The organism is Streptomyces sp. NPDC057682, from assembly GCF_042799575.1.
In the GTDB taxonomy this organism is placed as follows: Bacteria; Actinomycetota; Actinomycetes; order Streptomycetales; family Streptomycetaceae; genus Streptomyces.
The window spans coordinates 1-25,367 of the sequence record NZ_JBHVIN010000010.1; the positions used below are offsets into that span (position 1 = coordinate 1).

General features: G+C 70.6%; 25 protein-coding genes and 1 pseudogene. 16 read left to right on the forward strand and 10 right to left on the reverse strand.

Features of this window, described 5'->3' with window-relative positions; all coding sequences use genetic code 11:
* Nucleotides 1–508 precede the first annotated feature (508 nt).
* Nucleotides 509–2,896 (forward strand): Helicase associated domain protein, encoded by a 2,388-nt coding sequence (locus tag ACFVDM_RS19530; protein WP_383641041.1) that lies wholly within the window; start codon nucleotides 509–511, stop codon nucleotides 2,894–2,896.
* Between the two features lie 69 nt (nucleotides 2,897–2,965).
* Here the strand turns inward: ACFVDM_RS19530 and ACFVDM_RS19535 are convergent, their stop codons facing one another.
* Entirely contained in the window at nucleotides 2,966–3,373 is a 408-nt protein-coding gene (locus ACFVDM_RS19535; protein WP_383641043.1) for a Dabb family protein, read from the reverse strand.
* A 96-nt stretch (nucleotides 3,374–3,469) separates the two neighbouring features.
* On the opposite strand from ACFVDM_RS19535, the gene ACFVDM_RS19540 reads away from it, so the two are divergent.
* Nucleotides 3,470–4,120: a TetR/AcrR family transcriptional regulator gene (locus tag ACFVDM_RS19540; protein ID WP_383641045.1), complete on the forward strand. Its 651-nt coding sequence runs from the start codon at nucleotides 3,470–3,472 to the stop codon at nucleotides 4,118–4,120.
* 110 nt (nucleotides 4,121–4,230) lie between these two features.
* On the opposite strand, the gene ACFVDM_RS19545 is transcribed toward ACFVDM_RS19540, so the two are convergent.
* Nucleotides 4,231–5,097, reverse strand: coding sequence for an aldo/keto reductase (locus ACFVDM_RS19545; RefSeq protein ID WP_383641047.1), 867 nt, complete (start codon nucleotides 5,095–5,097; stop codon nucleotides 4,231–4,233).
* A gap of 45 nt (nucleotides 5,098–5,142) precedes the next feature.
* Here ACFVDM_RS19545 and ACFVDM_RS19550 point away from each other — a divergent pair, with 45 nt between their 5' ends.
* The 6 genes and pseudogenes from ACFVDM_RS19550 (at nucleotide 5,143) to ACFVDM_RS19575 (ending at nucleotide 12,041) form a co-directional block, all read left to right on the forward strand.
* Nucleotides 5,143–5,532: a MerR family transcriptional regulator gene (locus ACFVDM_RS19550; protein WP_383641050.1), complete on the forward strand. Its 390-nt coding sequence runs from the start codon at nucleotides 5,143–5,145 to the stop codon at nucleotides 5,530–5,532.
* 243 nt (nucleotides 5,533–5,775) lie between these two features.
* A complete protein-coding gene (locus tag ACFVDM_RS19555; protein ID WP_383641053.1) occupies nucleotides 5,776–6,786 on the forward strand; it encodes a quinone oxidoreductase family protein in 1,011 nt (336 codons plus the stop codon).
* Nucleotides 6,787–7,047: 261 nt separating this feature from the next.
* Nucleotides 7,048–7,449, forward strand: a pseudogene (locus ACFVDM_RS19560) (DUF6233 domain-containing protein); the annotation flags it as partial.
* A gap of 284 nt (nucleotides 7,450–7,733) precedes the next feature.
* Nucleotides 7,734–9,995 (forward strand): MMPL family transporter, encoded by a 2,262-nt coding sequence (locus ACFVDM_RS19565; protein ID WP_383641056.1) that lies wholly within the window; start codon nucleotides 7,734–7,736, stop codon nucleotides 9,993–9,995.
* 7 nt (nucleotides 9,996–10,002) lie between these two features.
* On the forward strand, nucleotides 10,003–11,334 hold the full coding sequence (locus ACFVDM_RS19570; RefSeq protein ID WP_383641059.1) for a histidine kinase: 1,332 nt from the start codon (nucleotides 10,003–10,005) through the stop codon (nucleotides 11,332–11,334).
* Nucleotides 11,331–12,041 carry a response regulator gene (locus ACFVDM_RS19575; protein WP_383641062.1) on the forward strand — a complete coding sequence of 237 codons (711 nt, stop codon included), beginning with the start codon at nucleotides 11,331–11,333 and terminating at the stop codon, nucleotides 12,039–12,041. Before ACFVDM_RS19570 ends, ACFVDM_RS19575 begins: the two co-directional genes overlap by 4 nt.
* A gap of 193 nt (nucleotides 12,042–12,234) precedes the next feature.
* On the opposite strand, the gene ACFVDM_RS19580 is transcribed toward ACFVDM_RS19575, so the two are convergent.
* The 4 genes from ACFVDM_RS19580 to ACFVDM_RS19595 form a co-directional block, all read right to left on the reverse strand.
* Entirely contained in the window at nucleotides 12,235–13,257 is a 1,023-nt protein-coding gene (locus tag ACFVDM_RS19580) for a zinc-binding dehydrogenase (protein WP_383641065.1), read from the reverse strand.
* A gap of 46 nt (nucleotides 13,258–13,303) precedes the next feature.
* On the reverse strand, nucleotides 13,304–13,669 hold the full coding sequence (locus ACFVDM_RS19585) for a MerR family transcriptional regulator (protein WP_383641068.1): 366 nt from the start codon (nucleotides 13,667–13,669) through the stop codon (nucleotides 13,304–13,306).
* Nucleotides 13,670–13,916: 247 nt separating this feature from the next.
* On the reverse strand, nucleotides 13,917–15,119 hold the full coding sequence (locus tag ACFVDM_RS19590) for an alpha/beta hydrolase family protein (protein ID WP_383641071.1): 1,203 nt from the start codon (nucleotides 15,117–15,119) through the stop codon (nucleotides 13,917–13,919).
* Between the two features lie 523 nt (nucleotides 15,120–15,642).
* Nucleotides 15,643–16,104: a MarR family winged helix-turn-helix transcriptional regulator gene (locus ACFVDM_RS19595; RefSeq protein ID WP_383641074.1), complete on the reverse strand. Its 462-nt coding sequence runs from the start codon at nucleotides 16,102–16,104 to the stop codon at nucleotides 15,643–15,645.
* Nucleotides 16,105–16,196: 92 nt separating this feature from the next.
* Here ACFVDM_RS19595 and ACFVDM_RS19600 point away from each other — a divergent pair, with 92 nt between their 5' ends.
* From ACFVDM_RS19600 to ACFVDM_RS19625, 6 genes are all read left to right on the forward strand, one after another.
* The gene (locus ACFVDM_RS19600) at nucleotides 16,197–16,472 is read left to right on the forward strand and encodes a hypothetical protein (RefSeq protein WP_383641077.1); all 276 of its coding nucleotides are present in this window, start codon (nucleotides 16,197–16,199) and stop codon (nucleotides 16,470–16,472) included.
* A 51-nt stretch (nucleotides 16,473–16,523) separates the two neighbouring features.
* A complete protein-coding gene (locus ACFVDM_RS19605; protein WP_383641079.1) occupies nucleotides 16,524–16,976 on the forward strand; it encodes an SgcJ/EcaC family oxidoreductase in 453 nt (150 codons plus the stop codon).
* Nucleotides 16,973–17,179: a hypothetical protein gene (locus tag ACFVDM_RS19610; RefSeq protein ID WP_383641082.1), complete on the forward strand. Its 207-nt coding sequence runs from the start codon at nucleotides 16,973–16,975 to the stop codon at nucleotides 17,177–17,179. The genes ACFVDM_RS19605 and ACFVDM_RS19610 overlap by 4 nt, the downstream gene beginning before the upstream one ends.
* A gap of 9 nt (nucleotides 17,180–17,188) precedes the next feature.
* Complete coding sequence (locus ACFVDM_RS19615) at nucleotides 17,189–17,677, forward strand: HIT family protein (RefSeq protein WP_383641085.1); 489 nt, start codon at nucleotides 17,189–17,191, stop codon at nucleotides 17,675–17,677.
* Between the two features lie 123 nt (nucleotides 17,678–17,800).
* Nucleotides 17,801–18,280 (forward strand): hypothetical protein, encoded by a 480-nt coding sequence (locus tag ACFVDM_RS19620; RefSeq protein ID WP_383641088.1) that lies wholly within the window; start codon nucleotides 17,801–17,803, stop codon nucleotides 18,278–18,280.
* Nucleotides 18,281–18,462: 182 nt separating this feature from the next.
* On the forward strand, nucleotides 18,463–19,584 hold the full coding sequence (locus ACFVDM_RS19625; RefSeq protein ID WP_383641679.1) for an MFS transporter: 1,122 nt from the start codon (nucleotides 18,463–18,465) through the stop codon (nucleotides 19,582–19,584).
* A gap of 127 nt (nucleotides 19,585–19,711) precedes the next feature.
* On the opposite strand, the gene ACFVDM_RS19630 is transcribed toward ACFVDM_RS19625, so the two are convergent.
* Together ACFVDM_RS19630 and ACFVDM_RS19635 are read right to left on the reverse strand one after the other, a co-directional pair.
* Nucleotides 19,712–21,076 carry a hypothetical protein gene (locus tag ACFVDM_RS19630; protein WP_383641091.1) on the reverse strand — a complete coding sequence of 455 codons (1,365 nt, stop codon included), beginning with the start codon at nucleotides 21,074–21,076 and terminating at the stop codon, nucleotides 19,712–19,714.
* Nucleotides 21,077–21,195: 119 nt separating this feature from the next.
* Nucleotides 21,196–22,146, reverse strand: coding sequence for an NlpC/P60 family protein (locus ACFVDM_RS19635; protein ID WP_383641095.1), 951 nt, complete (start codon nucleotides 22,144–22,146; stop codon nucleotides 21,196–21,198).
* Nucleotides 22,147–22,540: 394 nt separating this feature from the next.
* Here ACFVDM_RS19635 and ACFVDM_RS19640 point away from each other — a divergent pair, with 394 nt between their 5' ends.
* Both ACFVDM_RS19640 and ACFVDM_RS19645 read left to right on the forward strand, forming a co-directional pair.
* A complete protein-coding gene (locus ACFVDM_RS19640) occupies nucleotides 22,541–22,975 on the forward strand; it encodes a hypothetical protein (RefSeq protein ID WP_383641098.1) in 435 nt (144 codons plus the stop codon).
* Nucleotides 22,976–23,119: 144 nt separating this feature from the next.
* Nucleotides 23,120–23,989 (forward strand): hypothetical protein, encoded by an 870-nt coding sequence (locus ACFVDM_RS19645; RefSeq protein ID WP_383641101.1) that lies wholly within the window; start codon nucleotides 23,120–23,122, stop codon nucleotides 23,987–23,989.
* Between the two features lie 83 nt (nucleotides 23,990–24,072).
* On the opposite strand, the gene ACFVDM_RS19650 is transcribed toward ACFVDM_RS19645, so the two are convergent.
* A complete protein-coding gene (locus ACFVDM_RS19650; RefSeq protein WP_383641104.1) occupies nucleotides 24,073–24,450 on the reverse strand; it encodes a DUF5655 domain-containing protein in 378 nt (125 codons plus the stop codon).
* Between the two features lie 291 nt (nucleotides 24,451–24,741).
* Nucleotides 24,742–25,170: a DUF5959 family protein gene (locus tag ACFVDM_RS19655; RefSeq protein WP_383641107.1), complete on the reverse strand. Its 429-nt coding sequence runs from the start codon at nucleotides 25,168–25,170 to the stop codon at nucleotides 24,742–24,744.
* Nucleotides 25,171–25,367: the final 197 nt, after the last annotated feature.

The window sequence follows — 25,367 nt, forward strand, 5'->3', positions numbered from 1 at the left end:
GAGCGGGCTATGCAGCGGCTTGCCGCTGCATAGAGACAGAATTCCGCAAGCGGAATTCTTAAAGGCGGGATAATTCGCGCAAGCGCGAATTATTGGCGATCGCGCTTGCGCGATCGCGTGGCTGGTTACGGAGCGGGTGCATCGTGGCGGGCTTGTGTCGGGTCTGGGATTCTCTGCCGCTGTATCTGGCTTGGATGTGACGGGCTGTCTCCTTGGCGGGGTGCCGGCCCAGGGGTGGTGACGGGCTCCGCTGCGCTCCCCCCGTACGCCTCTCCTGCTGTTGGATCTGTCTCTTCTGCGTCGTCTGATGTGTGGTCGGTTAATGCATACTCTGACAGACTGTGGACCGGGGTCGGTTTCCTGGGTGAATCGTCTTGGTGAGTGATGCATCGTATGTTGGTGTCTGTGTAGTATCTGGGTTTAGATGCTGTCCCCATAACGTATCTTTCACCAGGCCGGACTTTCCTTGCTGGCTGTGCTCTGCATTCCGCGAAAGGAGAACACGCAAGTGTCCGTGAGACTGCGTGAACACCAGGTTGAGGCTGTTGCTGCTGTCGTACGTGGTCTCGACGCCCCGCCGGGCGGAATCCCCGTCAACGGCCTGCGTGGACAGGTACATGCCGCGTGCGGTACGGGAAAAACCGTCATCGCAGCGGCATCGGCCAAACGGATTGCTCCCAAGGGACGAGTTCTCGTCCTGGTGCCGACGCTGGACCTTCTCACCCAAACGGTACGGGCATGGCGGGAGGTGGGGCACTCGGGACCCACGGTTGCGGTGTGCTCGCTCCACGACGATCCGGAGCTGTGGGATCTGAAGGTGCGCTCGACAACAAACCCCGTGCAGCTGGCTCTGTGGCACGGCTCGGGGCCGGTGACCATGTTTGGTACGTACGCCTCGCTCGGGGTCCTGGCGGAGGCTTTCGAGGGCGCCTACGGGCAGCGGCTCGACTCCTTGGACCTGACGGTGGTCGACGAGGCCCACCGGACATCCGGGTCGATAGGGAAGGCCTGGGCCGATGTTCATCATCAGGGCGTCATCCCCTCGCGCCGGCGGCTGTACTTGACAGCCACGCCGCGGATCTGGGAGGAGCAACCGAGCCGCGAAGTCGCCGAAGGGGTTCGTGATCCGCTGCCACGCGAGATGGCAGCGAGCATGGACGACGAAGCGGTGTTCGGACCTGTCCTCTACAAACTCAGCCTGGCATCGGCCGTGTCACGGAAGCTGCTGGCCCGGTACCAGATCATTGTTCTGGAACTCCAGGACCCCGTCGTCACCCCTCAGCGGCTCATGGGCGAGGACCGGCACACCGAGGAGGTCCGCGGGCAACGCCTCGGCGCCCTTCAGGCCGCACTCCTCCACACCATGGCGCAGCACGGGCTGCAGTCGTGCATCACGTTCCATCACCGGACGATGGAGGCGCAGGCCTTCGCGGAGGGTCTGGGGCGTGTTGCGGGACGGTTGCACGCGGATCGGCCCGAAGTCTACCCGTCTCGGGTCTGGGCGGACTGGCTGTGCGGCGAGCACGTCCCCGAGCGCCGGCGCGAGGTCCTGGACGGCTTCGGTGCTGCGAGCCGGCGGGCGGTCCTGTCGAACTGCCGCGTCCTGGGGGAAGGCGTCGACATCCGGGCCGTGGACTCGGTGGCTCTGCTGGATCCGAAGGGGGCGCCGCACGACATCGTCCAGGCCGTTGGGCGGGCGCTGCGGCAGAAGCCCGGGGAAGGGAAACTCGCTTCCCTGATCGTGCCCGTATTCCTCCAGCCCGGGGAGGGCCCGGAGGACATGTTCACCTCTGGTTCGTACCGTCCGTTGGTGAAGGTTCTTGAGGGCTTGCGGGCTCATGATGAAGAGGCGGTGGAATTGCTCGCGATTCCGCAGGAGCCGCAGAAGAACGTGGCCCAGCCGTCCCTGCTAATCGGTTCCGTCCCGGAGGAAGGTGAACAGGAATCCCGGTTGTTGCTGCGTTTCGCTGCTCCGAGGGATCCTGTGATGGTCGCGGAGTGGGTGTCGTTCAACGTCATCGACACCGAACGGCAGGACTGGGCACGCGGCTGGGCCAAGCTCAAGGAATACACGGAGCGGACCGGGGACGCCCGGGTGCCCTACGAACACCGGGAAGGCGCCTTCCCTCTCGGACAGTGGGTCGCCGAGCAGCGGCGGGCCTACGGGACGGGGCAGATGACCGGACAGCGCGCGGCCCGGTTGGAGACGCTCGGGATGATCTGGTCGGCGGCCGATGCACGGTTCCAGGAGAACCTCGCCGCCGCGAGGGTCTACTACCAGGAACACTGGACGCTGTGCGCCCCGAGGTCCGCAGCCGCGCTCGGAAAGCCGGTCGGGCAGTGGCTGTCCAACCTCCGCCGGCCGGGCGTACTGGACGGGCATCCGGAATGGGAGGCGGCCCTCCGGGCGGTGGATGCGGACTGGAACCCGTCGTGGGCGCCGGTCTGGCAGCGGCACTACGCCGTCGTGAGGGAAATGCTCGCCGAGGAAACCATCCTCGGCTATATCGAACCCGGGGTTACTGTCCACGGCATGGACATCGGGAAATGGCTCGACCGACAACGCCGGCCCGAGGTCTGGACGGCCCTGTCGGACGGGCAGCGCCAACGCCTGGAAGCCGTCGGCGTCGTACCCGTGGAAAGAGAGTTGGAAGCCTTCATGGAGGCGCCGGTACGGGCCCAGAACGGCTTCGACAAAGGCATTGCGGCACTGGGGCAGTACAAAGCCCGCACCGGTTCGGCGACCGTCCCCAGGGGACACATCGAAGTACTGCCCGACGGAACCGAGATCAAACTCGGAGTATGGATCATGAACCAGAAGACCCGCCGGAACAAACTCACCCCCGACAAACTCACCGCACTCGCCAACCACGGACTCGACTGGGCAACCGGATGACAGTGCCGGGACAACGGAGATTGCAGTTGTGGCCAGGTCCGCCGTCCCGGGCTTCGCATCAGCCGTCCGTCACCTCTCGGCAGAAATGCGCACGTCGGGGATGGAGTCGAGGAGTCGACCCCACTTCGGGTACCGCTCCACCTTCTCCAGATGTAGCGCCATGATCTTTTCACTGAGCCCGGGATCCAGGTCATCGGAGAACCGCACGGCCGAAAGCCGCGCGAGACGAGGAAGGATGAGGAAGTCACCCTCAAGATGGACCGGGTCGTGCATGTAGCGTTCCAGCGCCGCGAGGTCCACGACTCCCGCGCAGTAGGTGTGGGTGAACCCGTCCGAAGGGTCGCCGAGGTCCTGGCCCACCACTCCGAACGCGGCCGACTCCACTGTTGACGTGCGCCGCATGGCGGCCAGCACCTGTTCCTTCTCTTCCTCGGTGGTTCCGTCCCTGAAGCTGAAGCGCAGAGTGTTGACGATCACTGGATTCCCTCTCGTGGGGCGAGCGTCACGATTGAACCGATGGGTTCATTTTAGAGGTCCAGTCGGTACAGAACAAGGCGGCGGTACCCTGCGGAGGTGACAGCAGCTACCACTCCGTCCGGGCGGGCGGCGCCCCGGGGGCGTATCGACAAGCGGCAGGCGATCCTGGATGCCGCTTTCGCGGTCTTCGCGCGTCTGGGGTACGAGAACGCGGGTGTGCGGGAGATCGCCGACGAGGCGGGGGTCGCCAAGCTGACGGTCTACAACCACTTCAAGGACAAGGAGAACTTGTTCCGCCACACTGTCGAGTCGGCAGCCGACAGTGTGATGGCGGAGAACCTCGCCGTGGCCGAACGGTTGCGCAGTCCTGGTGACGATCTGCGCGCCGCCCTGAAGGACATGGCGTGCCAGGTGCTCCAGGTCTGTTGCAGCGAACGCGCCCGCGCTCTGAAGTGGCTGATGTACGCCCAGGTCGGGGGCTTTGTCGACCTGATCGAGACCGTCCAGAAACGCACCTACGGCCGGCTCGCCGAGGCGCTGGCGGACCGGCTGGCGCGCCTCTCGCTGGATGGCCGGCTGCGACCGTGCGACCCGGCCCTGGCCGCGGAGCAGTTCCTCACCCTGCTCACCGGACCGATGGATGCACGATCCAGACTCGGCACCCGCGCGGTCCCCGCCGCGGAGACGCACGCGGTGGCCGAGGCCGCGGTGGACACATTCCTGCGGGCCTACGGGCCGGCCTCCTGAACTGTGGCGAAACCTCGGACCGAGCGCCCACGCCGGGCACGGTGTGGGCGCTCGAACCGACCCGCGCCGTCGCCCGTTCGTGGCAGGCCAGCGGCCTTGCAATTCGCCGGTCAGACGGCCGGGTGCCAGCCGTCGAGCCGTGCGAGTTGTCCGGGGGACAGCTCCAGCCGGGACGCGGAGAGGTTCTCGATCAGATGCCCCTTTGAGGTCGTCCCGGGAATCGGCAGAACGTGCTCGCCACGGCTCAGCAGCCAGGCGAGCTGAACGCGGGTGCGGCTCGCACCCGTCTCCTCGGCTACGGCCTCCAGCGGCGACCCGGCGACCGTGTCACCGGCCGAGACCGGGAAGAACGGCACAAAGGCGATGCCCAGTTCCGCCGTGCGCCGGAGAACCGGATCGTGGTCACGCGCTCCGTAGTTGTAGAGGTTCTGGACCGCGGCCAGCGGCGCCGCCGCATGCGCACGTACAAGCGTGTCGACGTCCACCTCGGAAACACCGATGCGTTCGACCTTGCCTTCCTCCTGTGCCCTCCGCAACGCACCGACCTGCTCCTCGACCGGCACATCGGGGTCGACCCGGTGCAGATACAGGAGATCTATGGTGTCGGTACGCAGGCGACGCAAGCTCTCCTCGATCTGCTGGCGCAGGAAGGCGGGACGGCCGAGCGGCACCCACTCCGATGGGCTGGGGCGGGTCATCCCGACCTTGGTCGCGACCGTGACATCGGCACCCTTCAGAGCCTCGGCGAGCAACCGTTCGCCCTCGCCGAGCGCGTAGGCGGCGGCAGTGTCGAAGTGGTCGACCCCGAGGTCGACGGCGCGGTGCACAAAGTCGATCAGCTCGTCCCGGTCGGTGGGCTGCTCCCAGATCGGGGCACTGGCGCCCCTGCGGAGCTCGGGCGCGTCGGCGAATCGCATCGTGCCGAGACCGATACGGGAGACAGGAAGCGTGATGTTCAGTTTCTTGTTCGTGGTCATGGCGCCGACACTAGGAACTGACACCGATGTGAGGGGCAAGTGGATATGACGCAGGTCACAGAGATGCGTATCGGGGCGCTCTCCGAGGCGACCGGTGTCAGCGTGCGGCTCCTGCGGTACTACGAGGAGCAAGGCCTCCTCGCTCCGCGCCGCACCACGTCGGGCCAGCGGCTCTACGCGGCGAGCGATGTCACGACCGTCGGCCGTATCCGGCGGCTCCTTGACGCCGGCCTGGGCACCCGCACCATTCGTACCGTCCTCGGTTGCATCTGCGGCGGGGAAGGGGACGTCGAGCCCTGCCTGGATCCGCTGCTGATCGAGGAGATATCACGGCTGGACACACAGCTCGCCCGGCTCACCGACCACCGCAGTGCTCTCACCGGCCTGATCAGCACCCAGACGCCCAGTCACGAACAGGCGGACGACGCGACGTGAGCCCAAGTCCTGCTCGGCCTCCCAAATCGCACCCGCTGCACCCCGCTTCCACACCCGGGAAGAGGACGTGCCAGGGCACGCCCTTTCCCGTACCCGTCCGGGAGCTCGATCTGGTGGCCCTCCACTCTCCGGCGGGTTGAGCAGGGCGAAAGACGGCTCCGCGTCAATCCAGCTGGTCTCCTGGCCGGGAATCGCCTCGCCATCAATGGGGTTGGTGGGAGACGAGCCGTAATTGGAGGGGTCATGCGAGCGATTCAGGTGTACGAAGTGGGCGGTCCCGAGGTGCTGCGGGAGGCCGAAGTGGACCAGCCGCGGCCGGGTCCGGGCGAGGCGGTCGTGGAAGTGGCCGCATCCGGGGTCAACTTCCTCGACGTGTATCACCGTGAGGGCCGGTACAGCGTCCCGCTGCCCTTCACCCCGGGCTCTGAGGGCGCCGGTACAGTCGTCGAAGTGGGGCCCGGCGTCGCTGACGTAGCGGTCGGGGACCGGGTCGGCTGGGTGGAGGTTCCCGGTACGTATGCCGAGCGGGCCGTCGTGGACTCCTCCCGGCTGGTGCCGCTGCCCGACGACATCGACTTCGAGACGGCGGCCGCCGTGCTCCTCCAAGGCATGACCGCTCACTACCTCATCAAGGACGCCTACCCGGTTCGGGCCGGCGACACGGTGCTCGTGCATGCGGCCGCCGGTGGCATGGGGCTGCTTCTGACCCAGCTCATCACCCATCTCGGCGGCAGGGTGATCGGCACGACGTCGACCACGGCGAAGGCCGAGCTGGCGAAGCGTGCCGGGGCTGCGGAGGTGATCCTCTCCTCCGCGGTCGACGATCTCGCAGCCGAGGTGAGGCGGCTCAACGGTGGTCAGGGACTGCCGGTCGTCTTCGACGGCGTCGGCGCGCACACCTTCGACGCGAGCCTCGCCAGCCTGCGCCCCCGCGGCCATCTCGTGCTCTTCGGCGCGGCAAGTGGCGCCGTGCCGCCGTTCGACCCGATCCGGCTCGCCCACGGCGGTTCGCTGACCCTGATCCGGCCCAGCCTCGGAGACTTCATCGCCGATCGGTCCGAACTGCTCCGACGGGCCGCCGATGTGTTCGAGTGGGTGCGCTCCAAGGCGCTTGAGGTCACCGTAACGGGCCGCTACGCATTGTCCGAGGCCGCCCGAGCCCACAGCGATCTGGAGGCTCGGCGTACCACCGGCAAGCTGCTCGTCGTACCCGCCGCGGCCGCTGTCGGAAGCCGTGAGGCAACGCAGAACTGATCGCGGGTCACACGGTCGGGGAGCGTGAGGACCGAGTCGTCCGTGCGCGGCCGGCGGGGCAGCGGTCACCGTACGCGGGCAGAACACCGCATTCGCCCATGACGATGATGCGGCGGCGCCGGCAGGGACGTCGCAGTGGCGGGGAATCGCCTGCTGGGGGTGAACCAGTCCCGGTAGGTGTGGAGTCGGCGGGGCCGGCTTCCTCTTCTTACGGGTGCGGTGGGCGGCGTGGGTGGCGTGCCGCAGGAGAACGCTTCGCAGTTGACGACCGGATTACGCACCTTCGGGATACTGCCCCTTCACCAGTTCGACGGCGGCGTGGAGGCCGCTGCGTACCGGGTATGGGTCCGGGCACCCGAGCATGTGCGGCCGGTCGACGGCGTCTACTACGGCCGGCTCCCCACCGAGCCTCTTCCGCCGGCGCCGTCGATGTCGGTGGCCCGCGAGGCCCTCGGGGAGCGCCGGCCTTCGGGCTGGGTCCTGGCGAAGGTCCGAGGGGGCCCGGCCCGCGGTGTGCTGCACGTGCCTGACTGCGAAGAGGCACCCGAGGGTGGGCCGCTGCTCGATGTCCAGCGGGCCCCGGACGTCGCGGAGAACCCGGGGACCCGGCTGTGCACGCTGTGCGGGTGTGCTCAGGAGCTGACGCCTCTGCTGCGCGGGTTCGTCGGGACCGGACTCGCGGGGAGCGGTGTCCGATCGGCAGGAAGAGTTCTTCCAGTCCGTGTTCCCGCTCGGAGTCCGGCCGGTCCCGCATCCGGGTCACCGTCAGCGCCCCGAGGCGGCATGTGGTGCGTACGCACCAGGTCACGGGCGGGGGTGGTCCGGGTGCACCAGGCGACGACGATGGCCGGGGACGATGCCCGGCACAGCGCCGCGGGGAAGGGTGGGAAGCCGCGTGGAACTCACGCGATTCCCTTGCCGGCGCGCGGTGTCTGGAGTGATCAACGGTGGCGACAATTCTTTACCGGATCGGACGGTGGGCCTTCCGGCGGCGCCGGCTCGTAAGCGGCCTCTGGCTCGGTGCCCTGCTGGTGGCCGTGGCCGCCGCGGCCCTGGCGCCGGCCGGCGAGGACGAGGACCTCGCCATGCCCGGCACCGAGTCGCAAAAGGCGTTCGACCTGCTGGACGAGCGCTTCCCGCAGAGCAACTCCCAGGGCGCCGAAGCCCGCCTGGTGTTCCGGGCCCCGGTCGGACAGAAGGTGACGGCCGGCACGAACAGGTCGGCCGTCGAGGACACGCTCGGCCGACTGGACGGGGGCGGCCAGGTGGCCTCGACCACCGACCCCTACGAGACCGGCGCGGTCAGCGAGGACGGCACCATCGCCTACTCCACGATCACCTACACCGCGAACGCCGTCGACCTGTCCGAGTCGACGAAGAGCACCCTCGAAGACGCCGCGAGCCGTGCCCGGGGCGCGGGGCTCACCGTGGAGATCGGCGGCTCGGCCCTGGACGCGGAAGAGGAACTGGGCGGTACGACAGAGATGGTCGGCGTCGCGGTCGCGGCCGTCGTGCTGGTCGTCGCCCTCGGCTCACTGGCGGCGGCCGGACTGTCGCTGCTGACCGCCTTCGTGGGCGTGGCCATCGCCTTCGGCCTGGTCTCCGCGCTGGCCGTACCGCTCGGCCTGACGTCCACCGTCGCCATCCTGGCACTGATGCTGGGCCTCGCGGTCGGCATCGACTACGCGCTCTTCATCACCTCCCGCTACCGCGACGAGCGCGCCCGAGGCAGCGAACCGGAGGAGGCCGCAGGCCGGGCGGTGGGCACGGCCGGATCCGCCGTCGTCTTCGCGGGCGCGACGGTCCTGATCGCCCTGGCCGGCCTGGGCATCGTCGGAATCCCCGAACTGACCAGGATGGGCCTGGGCGGCGCGGGCGCCGTGGCCCTGGCCGTGCTCGTCGCACTGACCCTGGTCCCCGCGCTGTTCGGATTCCTCGGCCGGCGGGTACTGTCCCGCGCCGTCCGCAAGTCCGCCCGGACGGGGCGTGACCACCCGCACCCGGCACCCGCCTCCGCCGACCGGCGGCCCGGCCTCGGTACCCGCTGGGCGCAGTTCGTACTGCGCCGGCCGGTCGCCGTGCTGCTGACCGCCGGGCTCGGTCTCGGCGCCGTGGCCCTGCCGGCGCTGAGCCTCGAACTCGGCCTGCCCGGCGACGAGTCCAAGTCGGTGGAGACCACCCAACGCCGTGCCTACGATCTGCTTTCGGAAGGCTTCGGCCCCGGCTTCAACGGCCCGCTGACCATCGTCGTGGACATGTCGGCACCCGCGTCCCCGGGCTCGCAGGACACCCAGGCCCTCACGGACCGGGTCGTCAGGACCGTACGGGCAGTGGACGGGGTCGCCTCGGTCGGCGATCCGGTTCTCAACCGGGCCAAGGACACCGCCGTCCTCACCGCCGTCCCGCAGACCGCACCGAACAGCGGCGAGACCAAGGACCTGGTGCACGCACTTCGCGGCGCGGTCCGGGCCGTCGAGTCCGACACAGGCGCCGGCGTCCTGGTGACCGGGACCACCGCGCTGAACATCGACATCTCCGAAGCCATGTCCGACGCCCTCATCCCGTATCTGAGCGTGGTCATCGGCCTGGCCCTGCTTCTGCTGACGGTGGTCTTCCGCTCGGTCCTGGTCCCGGTCAAGGCCGCGCTCGGCTTCCTGCTGTCGGTGGGCGCCGCCTTCGGCGTCCTCGTCGCCGTCTTCCAGTGGGGCTGGGCGGCGGACCTCATCGGCATCGAGCAGACCGGACCTGTCATGTCGCTGATGCCGATCCTCATCATTGGCATCATGTTCGGCCTCGCCATGGACTACGAGGTCTTCCTCCTCACCCGGATGCGGGAGGCCTACGCCCACGGCGCCTCCCCCGGCAACGCGATCGTCAGCGGTTTCCGGCACAGCGGACGTGTGGTGGCCGCGGCGGCGATCATCATGACCAGTGTGTTCGCCGGGTTCATCGGGATGAGCAGCACGACCATCCAGACGATGGGAGTCGGTCTGGCCGCCGCCGTCGCCTTCGACGCCTTCGTCGTGCGGATGGCGATCGCCCCCGCGGTCCTGGCACTGCTCGGCCACCGGGCCTGGTGGCTGCCCCGTATTCTGAACCGCGTGTTGCCGAACGTGGACATCGATGGTGAGGCACTGAGCAAGCAGGTCCCGGCCCCCGAAGCCGCGTGGGACCCCGCAGGGCGGCGGCTGCCCGTCGGCCGGGGCTGAGTCGGCCATGGCGGACACGGGTGGCGGTGGCCCGCGACCACGCGGCACGTGGTGGCGGGAGGCGGCGATCACGACGACGGCGTTCGCGTTGTGCCTGCTCGGCGGTGTGGTGCAGGACGACGGCCGCACGCTGTCACCGCCGTCCGCCGCCGCCTACTTCATCGCCGTGGTGTCCTGCTCGGTGCTGCCGATGCGGCATCGGGCGCCCCGGGCCGCCATGACGGTCACGACCGCAAGCGGCGTACTGGCTCCGTTCCTGGGCCTCCTGCTGAGCCCGCTCATCGTGGCCCCCGCCGTGATCACCGCCTATTCGTACTCGCTCGCCGCGCGCACCGAACGGCGCGCGGCGAGCGCCGTGGCGCTCATCTCCGTGGCGCTGCTCGTCGCCTCCGCTCCTTTGCTCGGTGCCCTCTCGTGGAAGGACGCGAGCAGGGTGGGGGCGGTGGCGGCGTTCCCGCTCGTGTCCGGCGTACTCGGTCACTCGGTGCGGAACCGACGCGCCTATCTGGCTGCCGTGGAAGAGCGGGCCCTGCGGGCCGAGAAGAGCCGGGACAGCGAGGCGCGCCGGAGAGTGGCCGAGGAACGGGTGCGCATCGCCCGGGAACTGCACGACCTCGTGGCCCATCAGATCACCCTGGCCAACGCGCAGGCCACGGTCGCGGCCCACCTCTTCGACACCCGCCCGGAGCAGACCCGCAAGAGCCTGCAGGAACTCGTCGAGACCACCCGCGACGCGCTCGACGACCTGCGGGCCACGGTCGGTCTGCTGCGTCAGTCCGGGGACGCGGCCACGCCCGCCGAACCGGCGCCCGGCCTTTCGCGGCTCCCCACGCTCCTTGAGTCGTTCCGCCGCGCGGGTCTGGAGGTGTCGACGGACCAGGAGGGTACGGTCAGGTCGCTGCCGCCGGGGGTCGACCTCACCGCGTACCGCATCGTCCAGGAGGCCCTGACCAACGTGACCAAGCACGCCGGTACGGGCAGCGCCCGGGTGCGCCTCGCCTGGAACCGCGACCGCGTGACCATCACCATCGCCGACGACGGACCCAGCACCCGCACTCCGTCGACCGCCTCCACGGGATCGGCTGCGTCCGCCGCGGGGGGCCGGGCGCCCGGTTTCGGTCTGATCGGCATGCGTGAGCGTGCCACCGCGGTAGGGGGGCGCCTCTCCGCCGGCAGGCGCCCCGAGGGCGGCTTCCTCGTCTCCACCCAACTGCCCCTGCCGCCTGTCAAGGACCCGACGCGGGGAACCGACGAAGCAACGACCACCGAGGGACGGATGACCGACGAATCGACCGGTGACGAAACGACGGGCGACCGGGAGACCGGGGGCACGCCGTGACGCTCCGGGTGTTGCTCGCCGACGATCAGGCCCTGCTGCGCGGTGCCTTCCGGATGCTGCTCGACAGCGCCGACGACATCACCGTGGTCGGCGAGGCCGCCGACGGCAGAGAAGCGGTGAGACTCACCCGGGAACTGCGCCCGGACGTGGTGATCATGGACATCCGTATGCCCGAAGTGGATGGCCTCACCGCGACGTCGGAGATCTGCGCGGACCCGGAACTGCGGGCCAGCCGCATTCTGATCCTCACCACGTACGAGACCGACGAGTACGTCGCCCAGGCGCTGCGCGCGGGGGCCGGCGGCTTCATCGGCAAGGGCATCGCCGCCGACGACCTCCTGGACGCCGTGCGTACGATCGCCGACGGCGACACCCTCCTGTCCCCCGCCGCGACCCGCTCCCTGGTCGCCCGTTTCCTGGCCACACAGGACGACGCCCCGCCGCACCGATCCGAACGGCTCGCCGTGCTCACCCCGCGCGAGCGCGAGATGGTGGCTCTGGTCGCGACCGGCCTGTCCAACCAGGAGATCGCCGAGCGGATGTACCTCAGCCCGTTCACCGTCCGCGCCCACGTACAGCGCGCCATGACGAAGCTCCAGGCCCGCGACCGGGCACAACTCGTCGTCATCGCGTACCAGACGGGCCTGGCCCGCGCCACCAACGACGGCTGCAGCGGCAGCGGCAGCGGCAGCGGCAGCCGGTCGTAGCCGGATCCGGAGCGGCTGAGGCATGTCCACCAAGTCCGGAGGATGCTTCTGGCCTACCCATATGACATCGGGCCAGTACCTCAGTGCCGCGATCACGTCCCCGCCGTCGCGCGGTCGGCAGTCTCCACGGCCACGCGCTCCCCCGGTCGAGGAACAGGCTCCCACGACCAGGCAAACGTTGTCCGATACGGCACTAACGCCAGGGATCGAGGGCGTGCTTGCCGTGGGTGGCGCCGGCTTCGAGTTGACGAAGCACCTCGGGCCCTTCGGCCAGGGGGTGGATCCGAGGGGTTCCCGGCGGGTAGACGCCGTTGGTGACGAGCGCCTCGATCTCGGTGAGCAGCGTCTGGTAGAGGGTCGGGGCCTCGGTCGCGAGTGCGCCGATGTGCAGTCCCTTGATCTGGGCGTGGTGGGTGAAGACCAGGTCGTGCGTGGTGACGGTGGCGTCGCCGGAGGCGGCGCCGAAGACGACGATGCGGCCGGTGAAGGGTTTGGTGACCGACAGGCTGGTGGCGAACGTGGCCTTGCCGACCGATTCCAGAACCAGGTCGACGCCGGCCCCGCCGGTCAGCCGGGTGATCTCCGCGGCGAGTCCGGGATGGCGGCTGTCCAGGACCTCGTCGGCACCGAGTGCTCTGACGGTTGCGTGCTTGGCCGGGGAGGCCGTGGCGATCACGCGGGCGCCGTAGTGGCGGGCGAGGCGGACCGCGGCCTGTCCCACGCCGCCGGCCGCGGCGTGGATGAGCACCACATCGCCGCTGGTGACCTCGCCCAGCGGCTTGAGGGCGGCCAGCGCGGTGGCCCAGTTCAGCACCATGCCGAGCGCTTCGGCGTCGCTCCAGCCGGCCGGTACGGGCAGGACGCCGGCGACCGGCATCGTCATGTACTGCGCGAAGGCGCCCGGACCGGCTCCGATGACATGGGTGCCGAGAGGAAGCGGATGTTCGACGTCCGTGCCGATCCCCACGATCTCGCCGGCGGCTTCGAAGCCCGCCGCGTAGGGCGCCTGCGGCCCTCCGCCATAGGTTCCGTAAGTCTGCATGACGTCGGCGAAGTTGACCCCGGCGGCGCCGACGCGGATCAGGTATTCGCCGGGCCCCGGAGCAGGACGGCGGTGACCGGTGGCAAGGGAGAGGTCCTTCGGTCCCCGGTGCGAGCGCTGGATCAGGGCCCGCATCGTCCGGTCGGAAGTCTGCTGTTCCTCGTTGGTCTTCATGCACCGAACGTAGGAACCTGACACTTACGTCAAGGTCAAGCGACTCTCACAGATCGGTGCCGCGGGCGTTCCGAAGGTAGGTGTCCAGGGCCGCCTGCTGATCGCTGAGAGCGGCGATGCGGGCAGCGAGCCGATCGCGGTAGCTCTGCACCTCCCGCAGGAACTCCTCGCACGCCGCCTCGGTCCCGGCATCCGTTCCGTCGGTGAGGCCGGGCAGGACTTCCCGGATCAGACGCACCGGCAGCCCCGACTCCAGCAGGGAACGGATGACGAGCACCCGGTCGATCGTGGATGGGCAGTAGTCGCGGAACCCGTTGCCGAAGCGGCCGGGGACGATCAGCCCTTCGTCCTCGTAGTGGCGCAACGAGCGTGCACTCACACCGCTGGCCCGGGAGGCTTCACCGATCTTCATGCTGGGAAGCAACGTCGGAGACCACCGCGTTCTTCCAGCACCTTCCTGCGGGCCTACGGGCCGGCCACCTGAACTGCGGCGACACTTCGGGCCTGGCGCTCGCCCCGGGCACGGTGCGGGCCCATGAACCGGCCCGCGCCGGCGACACGTCCGGGCGGCGATCCGTCCCGTCCCCCACGATCCTGCCGCGCCCCGCCACCGGCTCTCTGCTCACGGGTTCCGGGCATCGGGGCCCGGTCGGGATGTGTCAGCGGTGGAAGGAGACTTCCGGGTTGCCGGGGGTCGGGCCGGTGAGCAGGGGCTGGGGTCGGGCTTTGAGGTGCAGGTCGAAGAAGGCCGCGGTGTAGTCGCGGGTGATGCGGCTGGAGCGGTCGGCGGGGAGGGGCGCCGAGGGGTCGGGGAGGCCCAGTTGGGCGCCGAGGAGGGGCATGTCGGTGAAGGTGAAGTGGCCGGCGCCGGTGACGGTGAGCCAGCGTTTCCAGCCGTCGAGGCGGGGCCAGTCCCGGCTCCAGGTGGTGTCGGTGGTGCTGCCGGGGGTGTGCTGGGTCTCGGTGCCGAGGACCATGAACGGGCGGCCGTGGAGTCCGGTGGTGGGGAGCGGGTCGTAGAACGCGCCGTCCATGTTCACACCGGCACGCACGCGTGGATCGGCGGTCATCGTGGACGCGGCGGAGTTCCCGCCGATGGAGTGTCCGGCCATGCCGATCCGCCGTTGGTCGATCAGCGGGGCGTGGCGCCAGGCGGGACGGCTGCCGGTCAGGCGGTTCAGCAGGAACGAGACGTCGCGTGCGCGGCCCCGGGCGACCTCCGCCATCCCTGCGTCGCCGGTGCGCTCGACGTAGTCGCAGGCCGCGCAGGGCAGGACGCGTCCGCCGGGGAAGACCGTCGCGGTGGACTCGTGGGCGTGGTCGACCGATGCGACGACATAGCCGCGGGAAGCCAGGTCCGTCGCGAGGGACGTCAGGGTGAAGCGGCTCTGGCCGAACCCGGGTGAGAGCACGACCAGCGGGAACCGGCCGGCCGCGGGCGCCGCGCCGGTGCGGGCGTGGGTCCGGGTGGCCGCGACGGCTTCGGGCTCGACGAGCTCACCGAGGCCGCGGGACGCCAGCAGCAGTTGTGCTTCCCTGGTGCTCATGTACGGAGCGGGTGAGCCGCTAGCGGCCCGTGCCGGGTAGAACACGGATGCCAGCAGTTCGCGTGCGCCGGCGCCGGGCACGTACGGGTCGGCGCGCCCTGAGTCGCGCAGGTACAGGGTGTCCTCGCCGACGGCGTACGGCCCGCTCGGCACGGGAAGCCGCAGCACCGTGCTCTGCGGCGCGGTGAGCTGCTGGGTGGTGAGCGTGGGTTCGCTCCCGGGGCGGGCAGACGTTGCCGCGGCCGGGACGGCGGCCGTTGCCCCCAGGGCGAGGGCGAGAAGCGAGACGGCCATGGTGCGGTGACGAGTTCTCATGACCCGCACGCTAGGCGCGGGTCGGGTGGCGCAACGTCCGCCCACGGGCTTCGGTTCGCTACCTCCCAGGTCCCATAGGCGAGGCCGGTGTCGTACTACGGGCCTACCGGCGACGACCCCGCCCACGCGGCCCCGGAGGACAGCCCGCACAACTGGCGCCGACCGGACGAGTCCACGTGCCCGACCCCGCCCGAACGTGCGGCGGCCCGCACACGCGCGAGGGCGCCGATGGGTGAACTCGCGGTACAGCGGCCGGACGCGGGCGTGCGTGCTGTGTGCGGTTGTTGCGCGGTGTCCGGCGTTGCGGGGCTCGTACGGGGCGGGGGCACGGGTCGGCTGCGGTGCCGGCGGGATTCGAACCCGCGGACGGGCCGGGGCCGGCCCGCCCCGTATCCGTCAGTCGCCGTGAACGGGGCCTCGCCCACGGCGATCGCAATGGGCCGCTCTGCCACGGCTCCGCAGCCTGCGGGACATGCGCGCTGTCCCGCTCCGGACCACGGTAGGGGGCGGCGCGGGCGCCGGTTCAGGAGGAGCCGGTGGCGCGGAGCTGCTCGGCGGCGGCCTGGTAGGCGTCCGTTGCGCGGGTGAAGTAGTCGAAGAGCACCGCGAGTTGCTCGGGTGTGTAGGCGGCGAGGAGTTCGCCGATGCGTTGGCGGGCGGGGGCCACTGCCTCGTCCAGGCCCGCGGGTTTGCCGACGGGTTCGACGATCACTTTGCGCCGGTCGTCGGGGGACGGGGCGCGGCGGACGTAGCCGGCCGCTTCGAGCCGGTCGATCAGGCGGGTGGTGGGGCCGGTGGTCAGGCCGGTACGGGTGCCGAGTTCGCCGGGGGTCATCGGTCCGGTGAGTTCGAGGATGTTGAGGGCGTAGAGGTCGGTGGCGCCGAGGTCACATGCTTTGGCGCTCGCGTGGCCGTGGAGCATGACGGCGCTCAGGTAGCGGCGGTAGGTCTCTCCGGCTCCGGACGGCATGGCTGGCGTTGACAAGGGACCCCCCGCTCCATAATCTCTTCTTCAACGAAGAGACATCTTTTAGGAAGAAGATGCTCAACAGCATCTTCTGTGTCTGTGAAGTTACCATGGAGGGGAACCATGCACACGAACACCGCCACCGAACCCTCCCTGGCCGCCGAGCCCACCGCGCCCTGTTCAGCGGGTTCGTCAAGGGAACCGGCCTCGCCGAGGGGGACCGGCCCGGTGCCGCCGACCTGACCAAGACCCAGACCTACACCCTCGTGCGCGAAGGCGACGGCCACTGGCGCATCGCCGCGTTCCACAACACCCAGCGCAAGAACGTCATGGAACGCCTCTCCTTCCTCCGGGACCCGGCCACCGTCCCCGACGCCGAGAAGTGACCACCCCGCCCTGCCGTTCGCTCCACTCTCGCCTCCCGAAAGGACACCGTCATGGCCACCGAGGACACCACCGCCGTCCACGCCCTGCTGCACCGCAGCGCCGCCGCCTGGGCCGCCGGTGACGGAACCGCGTACGGGGACTGCTTCACCGAGGACGCCACCGACGTCACGTACGCGGGCACCGTCTACCGCGGCGGCACCGAGATCGGCCGCGCCCACCAGGCCCTGTTCGACAGCTTCCTCAAGAACACCCGCCTCGACCTCGACGTGGACGTCCTGACCTTCCACGGCCCGGACACCGCCGTCGCGCTCACCCGCGGAGCCGTACGCAAGCACGGCGCGAAGGCCGGACGGCCCGACAAGACCGCCACGTACACACTCGTACGCCGGGCCGACGGCTCCTGGCGCATCGCAGCCGTACAGAAGACCGCCCACCGCCGCCTGATGGAGGCGTTCTCCTTCCGCATGCAGCCCGCGACCCGCCCCGAGACGCGCCGGCCATGACACCGCGCACCGACGACCGCCCCACCGCGCTGGTCACCGGCACCGGCATCGGCCGCACCTTCGCGCAACACCTGGCTGCGGGCGGCTACGCCCCGCCCGCCGTCGTCCGCGACCCCGGCCGCCTCCAAGCCCTCACCGCACAACTCGGCTCGGTACTGCCCGGCCACCGACGGCGCCGACGCGCGGCGTCCGCGGTCCGGTAGGTTCCCCCCATGGTCGATGGCTGGCGGACGGACCGGATCGGAAGCGCCCTGCGAGGCGAAAACCCCACGGTTCTGCGGCGCCTGAACGCGGGCTTCGCGGTGATCGGGGACGTGCAGTTCCTGCCGGGCTACTCGGTGCTCCTGGTCGACGATCCCGCGGTGGACAGGCTGTCGGACCTGACCCGGGACAAACGGCTGGCCTTCCTCTCCGACATGGACCGGCTCGGGGAGGCCGTCGAGCGGGTGTCACGGCGTACGGATCCGGCATTCCGGCGGGTCAATCTGGAGATCCTGGGCAACACCGACGGATTTCTGCACGCACACGTGTGGCCCCGATTCGCATGGGAACCGGACGAGTTGGCGCGAGGGCCCGTCTGGCTCCACCCCAAGGGCAGGTGGACCGACAGGGAGTACGCACTCGGGCCCCGGCACGACCCGCTGCGCGAGGCGATCGGGGAGGAACTCGACCGTCTTCACTCGGCGGACGCAGCGCAGTGAGCGGACCCGGAAAGGGCTTGCCCCCCAGCCGGGAAGTCGTACGGGGCGCCCCGGACGGTGCGAGGGCCGTGTCACTCCCGTGGGTGATATCGGCACTGGTCGGGGGCTGGTTGGGTCGGGATCATGACCAAGCAGCTCAGGGTTTTCAGGGGCCTCGCCGTGGCCGTATCCACCGTTGCCGTGGTGGGGGCGGGGCCGCTCACCGGTGCCTCGACCGCCTCGTCGGTTCCTCGACTCGCGGACGCCGGGGTGTCCGTCCGTGCCGAGAGCGCCGCGGCGGCCCAGGTGGACGCGTTCTTCGGTGCGTACCGTCGTGCGTCGCTCGGGGGCGGTGAGGAAACGCCCGAGGAGGTACGCCGTCTGTATCTGGATCCGGCACTCGATGCCCGGCTGACGGACTGGGCCGCCGAGCACGACGCCGACCCCGTGTTCCGCGCCCAGAACATTCCGGACTCCTGGACGGTGGCGACGCGTACGGGGGACGAGGAGACCGAGACGGTGGTTCTCACCGAGCGCTGGGGGGACGGCTCGACCACCACCGTCTGGTACACCGTCAGGCTCGCCGACCTCCTCGTCGTCGGGATTGCCGACCCGCCTCGCTGATGTGCGCCGCAGCCGTTCCGTGGTGGTGAAAGCCCATGCGGTTGCCATGGGGGCGGTGGTCCCGGTGAGGTGTCTCCATGGGTGGTACCACGGAGCGGGCGCGAGGGGCCGGGACGGGCGGGAGCGGGGCGGTCGCGGGTCGGCCGGGCCGGTGGCAGGCGTCGATGGTGCTCGGGGCGCTGATGGTGGCGGCGTTCACGTTCAACACGGCGGAGAATCTGCCGGTGGGGCTTCTGGAGGCGATCTCCGAGAGCGTGCATGTGTCGCTGTCGGCGGTGGGACTTCTGGTCACCGGGTACGGGGTGACGGTCGCGGTGGCGTCGGTTCCGCTCGCGCACGTGGTGCGGGCCGTGCCCCGACGCCATGTGCTCACGATAGTGCTGGCCGTCCTGGTCGTGGCGAGTGCGGGTGCGGCGCTGTCGGTCTCCTACGGGCCGCTGCTCGTGGCACGGCTCCTCACCGCACTCGCCCAGGCACTGTTCTGGGCCGTGATGGGGCCGGTAGCGGTCGGCCTGTTCCCGGCCGAGGTCCGCGGGCGGGTGGTCGGCGCCCTGTCCGTCGCCGGTTCGCTGGCCCTGGTCCTCGGGATTCCCGCCGGTACCTGGCTGGGGCAGCACAGCGACTGGCGGGTGCCGGTCGCCGCGCTGGTGGTTCCGGGCCTCGTCTCGCTGGTGACGATCGCCGCACTGCTGCCGACCTCGCGCCCGGAGGAAGAGCCCGCCGCCTACGGAACAAGCCCGGACGCCCGCCGGTTCGCGACCGTGCTCGCGGCCGGAGCGCTGTCCGCAGCCGGGGCGTTCACGGGCTACACGTACATCGTGACGTTCCTGGGTGAAGTGAGCGGGTTCTCGCCGGACATGGTGAGCGTCCTGTTCGTCGCCTTCGGCGTCGCGTGTCTGGCCGGCGTGACCCTCACGGGGGCATTGCTCGACCGCTTTCCGTGGGCCGCCCTGACGGTGGCCGTGGCCACGCAGGCCGTGGGCATGCTGGGTCTGTACGCGGCCGGCACCGAGCCGGTGGCCTCGGTGGTGTTCCTGACGCTCATGGGCGCAGCCCTGGGGCCGGTGTTCATGACGACCCAGAACGCGATGCTCCACTGGGCGCCGGGGCGCACCGACCTCGCGCTCGCCGCCAACTCCGGCTCGTACAACGCCGGAATCGCGACGGGTGCCGCGGTCGGAGGGCTGATCCTGCCGCTCTGCGGCGTACGGCACACCTTCCTCGCCGGCGGACTGCTCACCGCCGGGGGCTGTGTGGTGCTGCTGGCCGCCGGAGGCCGCGGCGTCTCGGGCGGTGGGAGGTAGGCGGGTGGTAGGCGGCAGCGGTGGGCGGGGCGTCCGTCGGCAGGACCCCCGGCCAAGTTCCCCGGCCAGAATCCCGGCGCGGACCTGCGAACACTTCGTGTCGGCCGGCGTCCCCGCCGCCGAGCGTTCAGGATGCGGTGACGCGGAAGGTCTGGTCGTCGGTGCCGGTGCAGTTCTGCTGGATGGCCTCCGCACCGCTCGTACGGGGAGTGAGAATGCCGACGCAGAGACCGCTGTGCACCGGGCGGAGCCGGAACCCTCCGGCGACGGGCTCAAAACGGTACTTCTGACTGGCGGCATCGGTGCAGCCGCGCGGCGCCAGGAGAGCGCCGGGGCTGGTGGAAGCGCCGTCGACCGCAAGACAGCCGATGCCCTGGGCGGGGTTGTCCCACTGGATCAGATAGGTCTGGGCACCAGCCGGAACCAAGGAAACCGTCGGCAGTGAATCCTGGGCACACGGGTTCTGGACGGCGATCTCACGCTGGGTACGGCCGTTGCGCTCCCGGCCCTCGGTGAGACAGAGAGCCGGATCGTCCACGGGGTGGATCTGCACCACTCCGGTCGGGGGTGTCCGCGCCGGTTGAGGGGTTCTTCGGGGCGACGGTGACGGTGGAGCGGAGCGCTTCGTCGTGGGGCGGGTTGTGGGGGTGCCGGAAGACTCCTCGGTGCCGGCCCCCACCGGATCCGCCGTAGGGGTCGGGGTGGAAGCCGTCGGGCTGGAGACCGTGGGGGGTGTGGAGTTCGCCGGGCTGGGGGCCGGGGTGTCCCCGGGGCGGGTGCTGACCGGCTTGTCGGCGCCCGGCCAGAGTGCGATCAGGAGGACGCCTGCCGCGGCAAGGGCGCCGGTGAGTGTCATCGGCAGGTAGCGGGGGCGGGTGTCCTGGTCGCGCGGAGAGGGCGGGGGCTCTGCCCGTTCGGCGGTCGTGGGGGTGGACGGATCTGCCGGGTGGGTGGTGGAAGGCGGAGCCGCCGGCTCGGCCGCCGAAGACGCCTCCGCCGAAGACGCCTCCGAGTCCGAGTCCGATGACGGCTCCGGGGCCGAAGACAGCTGCCCGTCCAAGGGCGGCTGCGGGTCCGGGGACGGCTCCGCAGCCTCCGTCCCGGACGGAGACGTCACACCGTCGGCTTCCTGGGGGACTGCCCCAGGTGGTACGTCGTCGTGGGTGTGGTCACGGGGCTGGGGCTGGGGCGGTTGGGGTGGGGCCGTGGGTTCCGCGGTGATCGCCAGTTCCCGGCGGGCGGTCAGCCAGGTGTCGACCGTGGTGGTGTCGCCCCCGCACGCGCGGACGAACGCGGCGAGGAGTTCTTCGCGGGGCAGGTCCGTACGGGCCAGGGCGCCGGAGATCGTGGCGCGGGGGAGGACGTCGCCGGCCTGGGTGGCGTTGCGTTCGATCTGGCGGTAGCTGAGATCGGACCACAGGCGTAACTGGCGCATGGTGGCGACGAATTCGGCCGGTGTGCGCGCGGCCGTCGGGTCGGGCCCCGTCCCCATACTTCCCCCTGATCGCTCATGTGTCGCAAGGAGACTAGTACGGAGGTGCAGGGCCCGAAGCCACGAAGGGAGAAGACGGCTGACAAGTGAGGCGCGTGGGGTGTTTCCGGGCCGCCCGGTCATGCGGTGATGTGGCGGTAGGCGACCACACCCGAGGTGGAGAGGGGGGCGACGGTGACCGTGCGTCCGGGACGCGGGGCGTGAATGACCTTGCCGTTGCCGATGTAGAGCTGGACGTGCCCGCCGCCGCTGGTGATCACCAGATCGCCGGGGACGAGTGCCGAGCGGGTGGTCGCCCGGCCCGCCTTGATCTGGCCCCAGGTGGTACGCGGGAGCCGCACCCCGGCCTTCTCCCAGGCGCGCAGCACCAGGCCCGAGCAGTCGAAGCCACGCGGTCCGGTGCCGCCCCAGACGTAGGGCTTGCCGAGCTGCGCCCGCGCGTAGGCCGTCACGGTGTCGCGGGCCGTCCGTCCTGTGCCCTTGCGGGACTTCGCGGCCGGCGGAGCGGGGGCGGCGACCGACCGGGCCGGTGCCGTGGAGGGGTGTGCCGTGGTGGGGACGCGCAGGGCGTGTCCGGCGTAGATCAGGGTCGAGGTGCCGAGGCCGTTGAGCCGTTGCAGGGTCCTGACGGTGGTGGTGTGCGTACGGGCCAGGGCGTAGAGGGTGTCGCCGGGCTTGAGGGTGACGGTGCTGACGGCCGGCTTCGGTTTCTTCTTCGGGGCGCGCGGTGGGGTGGTCGTGTCGGGGGTCCCGGGTTCGGAGGGCCGGGGTCCGGCCGGTGCGTCCGGCTGGAGGACCAACGGGCTGCCGCTCCCTGCGCCGGAGGACGACTGTGCGGGGCCGTGCACGGCGACCAGTACGCCGGCGAGCAGCGACAGCAGGAGAAGGACGATCAGGCTCGTCACGGTCCACAGCCAGGAACCGTTGCGGGCGGGCCGCCCGGCCGGGCGGCGCGGGGTGGTGGTGCGGTGTGCCGGGGCGACGGGGGCGCGGTGCCGGCCCCGGCTCCGGGTGGGTTGCGGTGTGAGCTTCTTCCGGGTGACGGGCTTGGTCAGCGTCTGCGGTGACATGCGGGCCTCCTTGATCCGGGGCCGGTGTTTCCGGGCCCGTTCGGAGGCTGTTCGAGGGCGGGGGTGTCCGGCCAGGGGTTCGGGCGTCCGGGACAGTCCGGCTCCGTCCGCACTGTCCGGCGGGGCCCGCACGGTCCGTTCGTGATTCCTGGAAACCCTTCCTGACCTGCTCGGACAGTGCCGGACTGTCCGAGCCGCCGGAAACCGTTCCCTCCACCGGGGTCCGCCCGCGACGCTCTTCCCATCGCCCCGCATCACCGGCCGGTACCGCTTCCTCGCGGCACCCGGCGGCCCGGGGCCTCTCCCGCCGCACCACCCGCCCACGGCCAGGGACCTCACCCTGTCGCCCTCCGGGCGGGCAGCGGCTCAATCCGCTTCCACAAGGAGGAGCAGCATGCTCGGTTCACGCAGGAACAGGATCCGGATGGCGGCCCTCGCGCTCGCCGCGACCGGCGTCGCGGGCGGCGTGTTCGCCGTCGCGGCCGGCTCGCCGGACCCCGGACCGGCCGCCGCCGCCGGCCGGGACACGGTCGTACAGGTCGCGGCCGGATCGGCCGGCTCGGCGTACCGCGGCACCTTCCGCAGCGCGGACGGCTGCCCGTACCTGGTCACCCGGGGCGGCACGCACTACTACCTGCCCGGCTACACGATCGGCGGCAACGGCGCCCTCTACAAGAAGGGCGGCGGCTTCATCGCCTACCCCGGCTGGAAGATCCAGGCCAACGGCACCAAGCAGTACAAGTCCCTGCGCAACCACACGACCCTGTGCACGACCTGGGGCGACGAGCACCGCATCAAGGCGCGGTCCATTTACGCCCTCCAGCACTGATCACCCCGGCACCGGCCTCCCGCACCGCTCACGCCGGTGGGCGCGGTCCGGTGCCCCGGGGCGGACCCCCATGGTTCGCACCCGGGCACCGGGCCCGCCCCGGCGGGCGCGGTCCCGCACATTCGTCTCCTGAGGAGCATCACCATGCGTACCACGCACATCAGAAGGCCCCGTCTCGCCGTCATCGCCCTGGCGGCCGCCGTTGTCGCCGGCGGTCTCGGGTACGGGGCGGCCCAGGGCATGCTGTCCACCGCCGGATCCGCACATGCCGGCTCCGGTTCCGGTTCCGGCATGGCCGATACGGTCGTCAACGCGGCGGCCGAGCAGTCGCAGAAGCGGTTCTCCGGCACCTTCCGCAGCGCGGACGGCTGCCCGTACCTGGTCACCCGGGGCGGCACGCACTACTACCTGCCCGGCTACACGATCGGCGGCAACGGCGCCCTCTACAAGAAGGGCGGCGGCTTCATCGCCTACCCCGGCTGGAGGATCCAGGCCAACGGGACCTCGTACCGTACGACCGGGGGAACCGCCTGTGCCACCTGGGGCACCGTTCACCGCATCAAGGCAAAGTCGATCTACGCGACGACCACGCAGCCGCCCTCGGGCACCTCGAAGGAGGGGTGCCGGACCTCGACCTCCGCGTGGCAGGTCCGCAATCACATGGTCAGAATCAAGACCGCCGACGTCCGGGTGCGCATCACCCGGTGCGTGGACGCGTCCGGGGCGCTGACGTCGCAGACCACGTCCCGGATCCACGCCACCACCACGACCGCGGGCGACCTGCTCTACGGAGTGACGGTCACACCGGAGTCGACGCCCTCCGTGATCAAGGCGTCCGGCACCCGGTACGTCCTGAAGCAGGACGTCGAGCACAAGACCTGCCTGGGGACCAAGGCCGGACCGTTCTGCAGCCACAACAACATCACGTTCACCATCACGGTGAACAGGACGGGTACGGCGTGGGAGGTGAGTGCCAAGAGCCGGAGCGCCGACGACGACGTCGTACCGGCCTGACCACAGACCGCCCCCGCAGCCGTCCGTGTGCCGGTGCGTCCGTCCGCACGGCCCTCCACGCGCGGGCGGACGGATCAGGAGGCCTACTGCTTGAGGAGGTGCGCGCCTTCCCCGACGAGGTAGGCCTCCTCGATCCAGCCGGCGACGGTCTCGTCGAGCTGGTCGAGGGTGCCGATGCTGACGTGGTGGACGTAGAGGCGTTTGGTGTAGGGGACGGCGCGGGTGATGCGGGGGTCCTCGACGGCGCGCTGGAGGTCGAGGTAGGCACGCAGGCCGGTGGGGACGGGGTGACAGCCGGCGAAGCCGCGGCGCACGCCCTTGAAGGTGACGGTGCTCTTGGAGACGGAGTAGACGAAGGGGCCGCACCGTTCAACGAGTTCGACGAACCGCCAGAACATGGCGACGGAGGAGTCCGGCTTACCGGCGAGGTGGTCCTCGACCGTCCATTCCGTGGGTGTCATCCGGCGACCATATAAGCGGGGCGGGCGGGGCAGCGAGGCCTTGGCCGCTTGCTGCCACGGCGACGGCCGCATCGTGCCGCGGCGCGTCCGCGGGCGGGCGTCGCATGGGCGGGGTCCGTACGCCCGGCCCGCCCGCCGCCGTCCCGCCGCCCCGACGGCGGCGGGCGCGGTGACGTCGCCCCGCCCGTGCCGCTGCTCGAACCGGTCCCGCCGGTTCGGGCAGCGGGACCGTCCCGGGTGCCGGTCCGGCATCGTCGTGCGTGCGCTCATCCGTCGGCGACGGCCTGTCTCCTACGCCGACAGCATCGGAACCCAGTGCCGCGTCACCTCGCGCAGGCGTCGCCGATGGTCGGCGATCCAGTCGTCCGCGGGGACGAGCGGCACCCGCACGGTGACCATGGACCCCGACTCGTCCTCCACGACCACCTCGGGGCAGCCGCGTTCGCCGGTGAGCTGGACGGAGACGGACGGCCCTCTGTCCCACTCCATCCAGACCGCGTCTTCGCCGGCGTCGAGGCTGTTCAACGCGGCGGCCCAGCCTCCCAGCTTCGAGGACGACAGCACCAGGCCGATACGGCCGGACACGAACGGCGTCCTGACGACGATCTCGGCGTCGAGCCCGGCGCTCCATCCGGGGCTGCGCCCCAGAACGCTGACGGTGACGCTGTTCCCCTCGTCGTCGGCGAGGAAGATGAGTTCCCTCGCAGCGATGTCGCCCATGGCCGCCCCTTCATCGCCGCGTACCGGCAGATCGTCGCCCGGCCGGGAGTACGGCCGCACCGGTGACAGCCTGCCGCATGGGCCGGCCCGGCGCGGACGCCCCCGGCGACGGCCCCGGCACAGCCACTGCCGACGCCGTTCCACCGGCGAACCCGCTGGACCGATCACGAAACCGCACGTGAGAACTAAGGGAACTT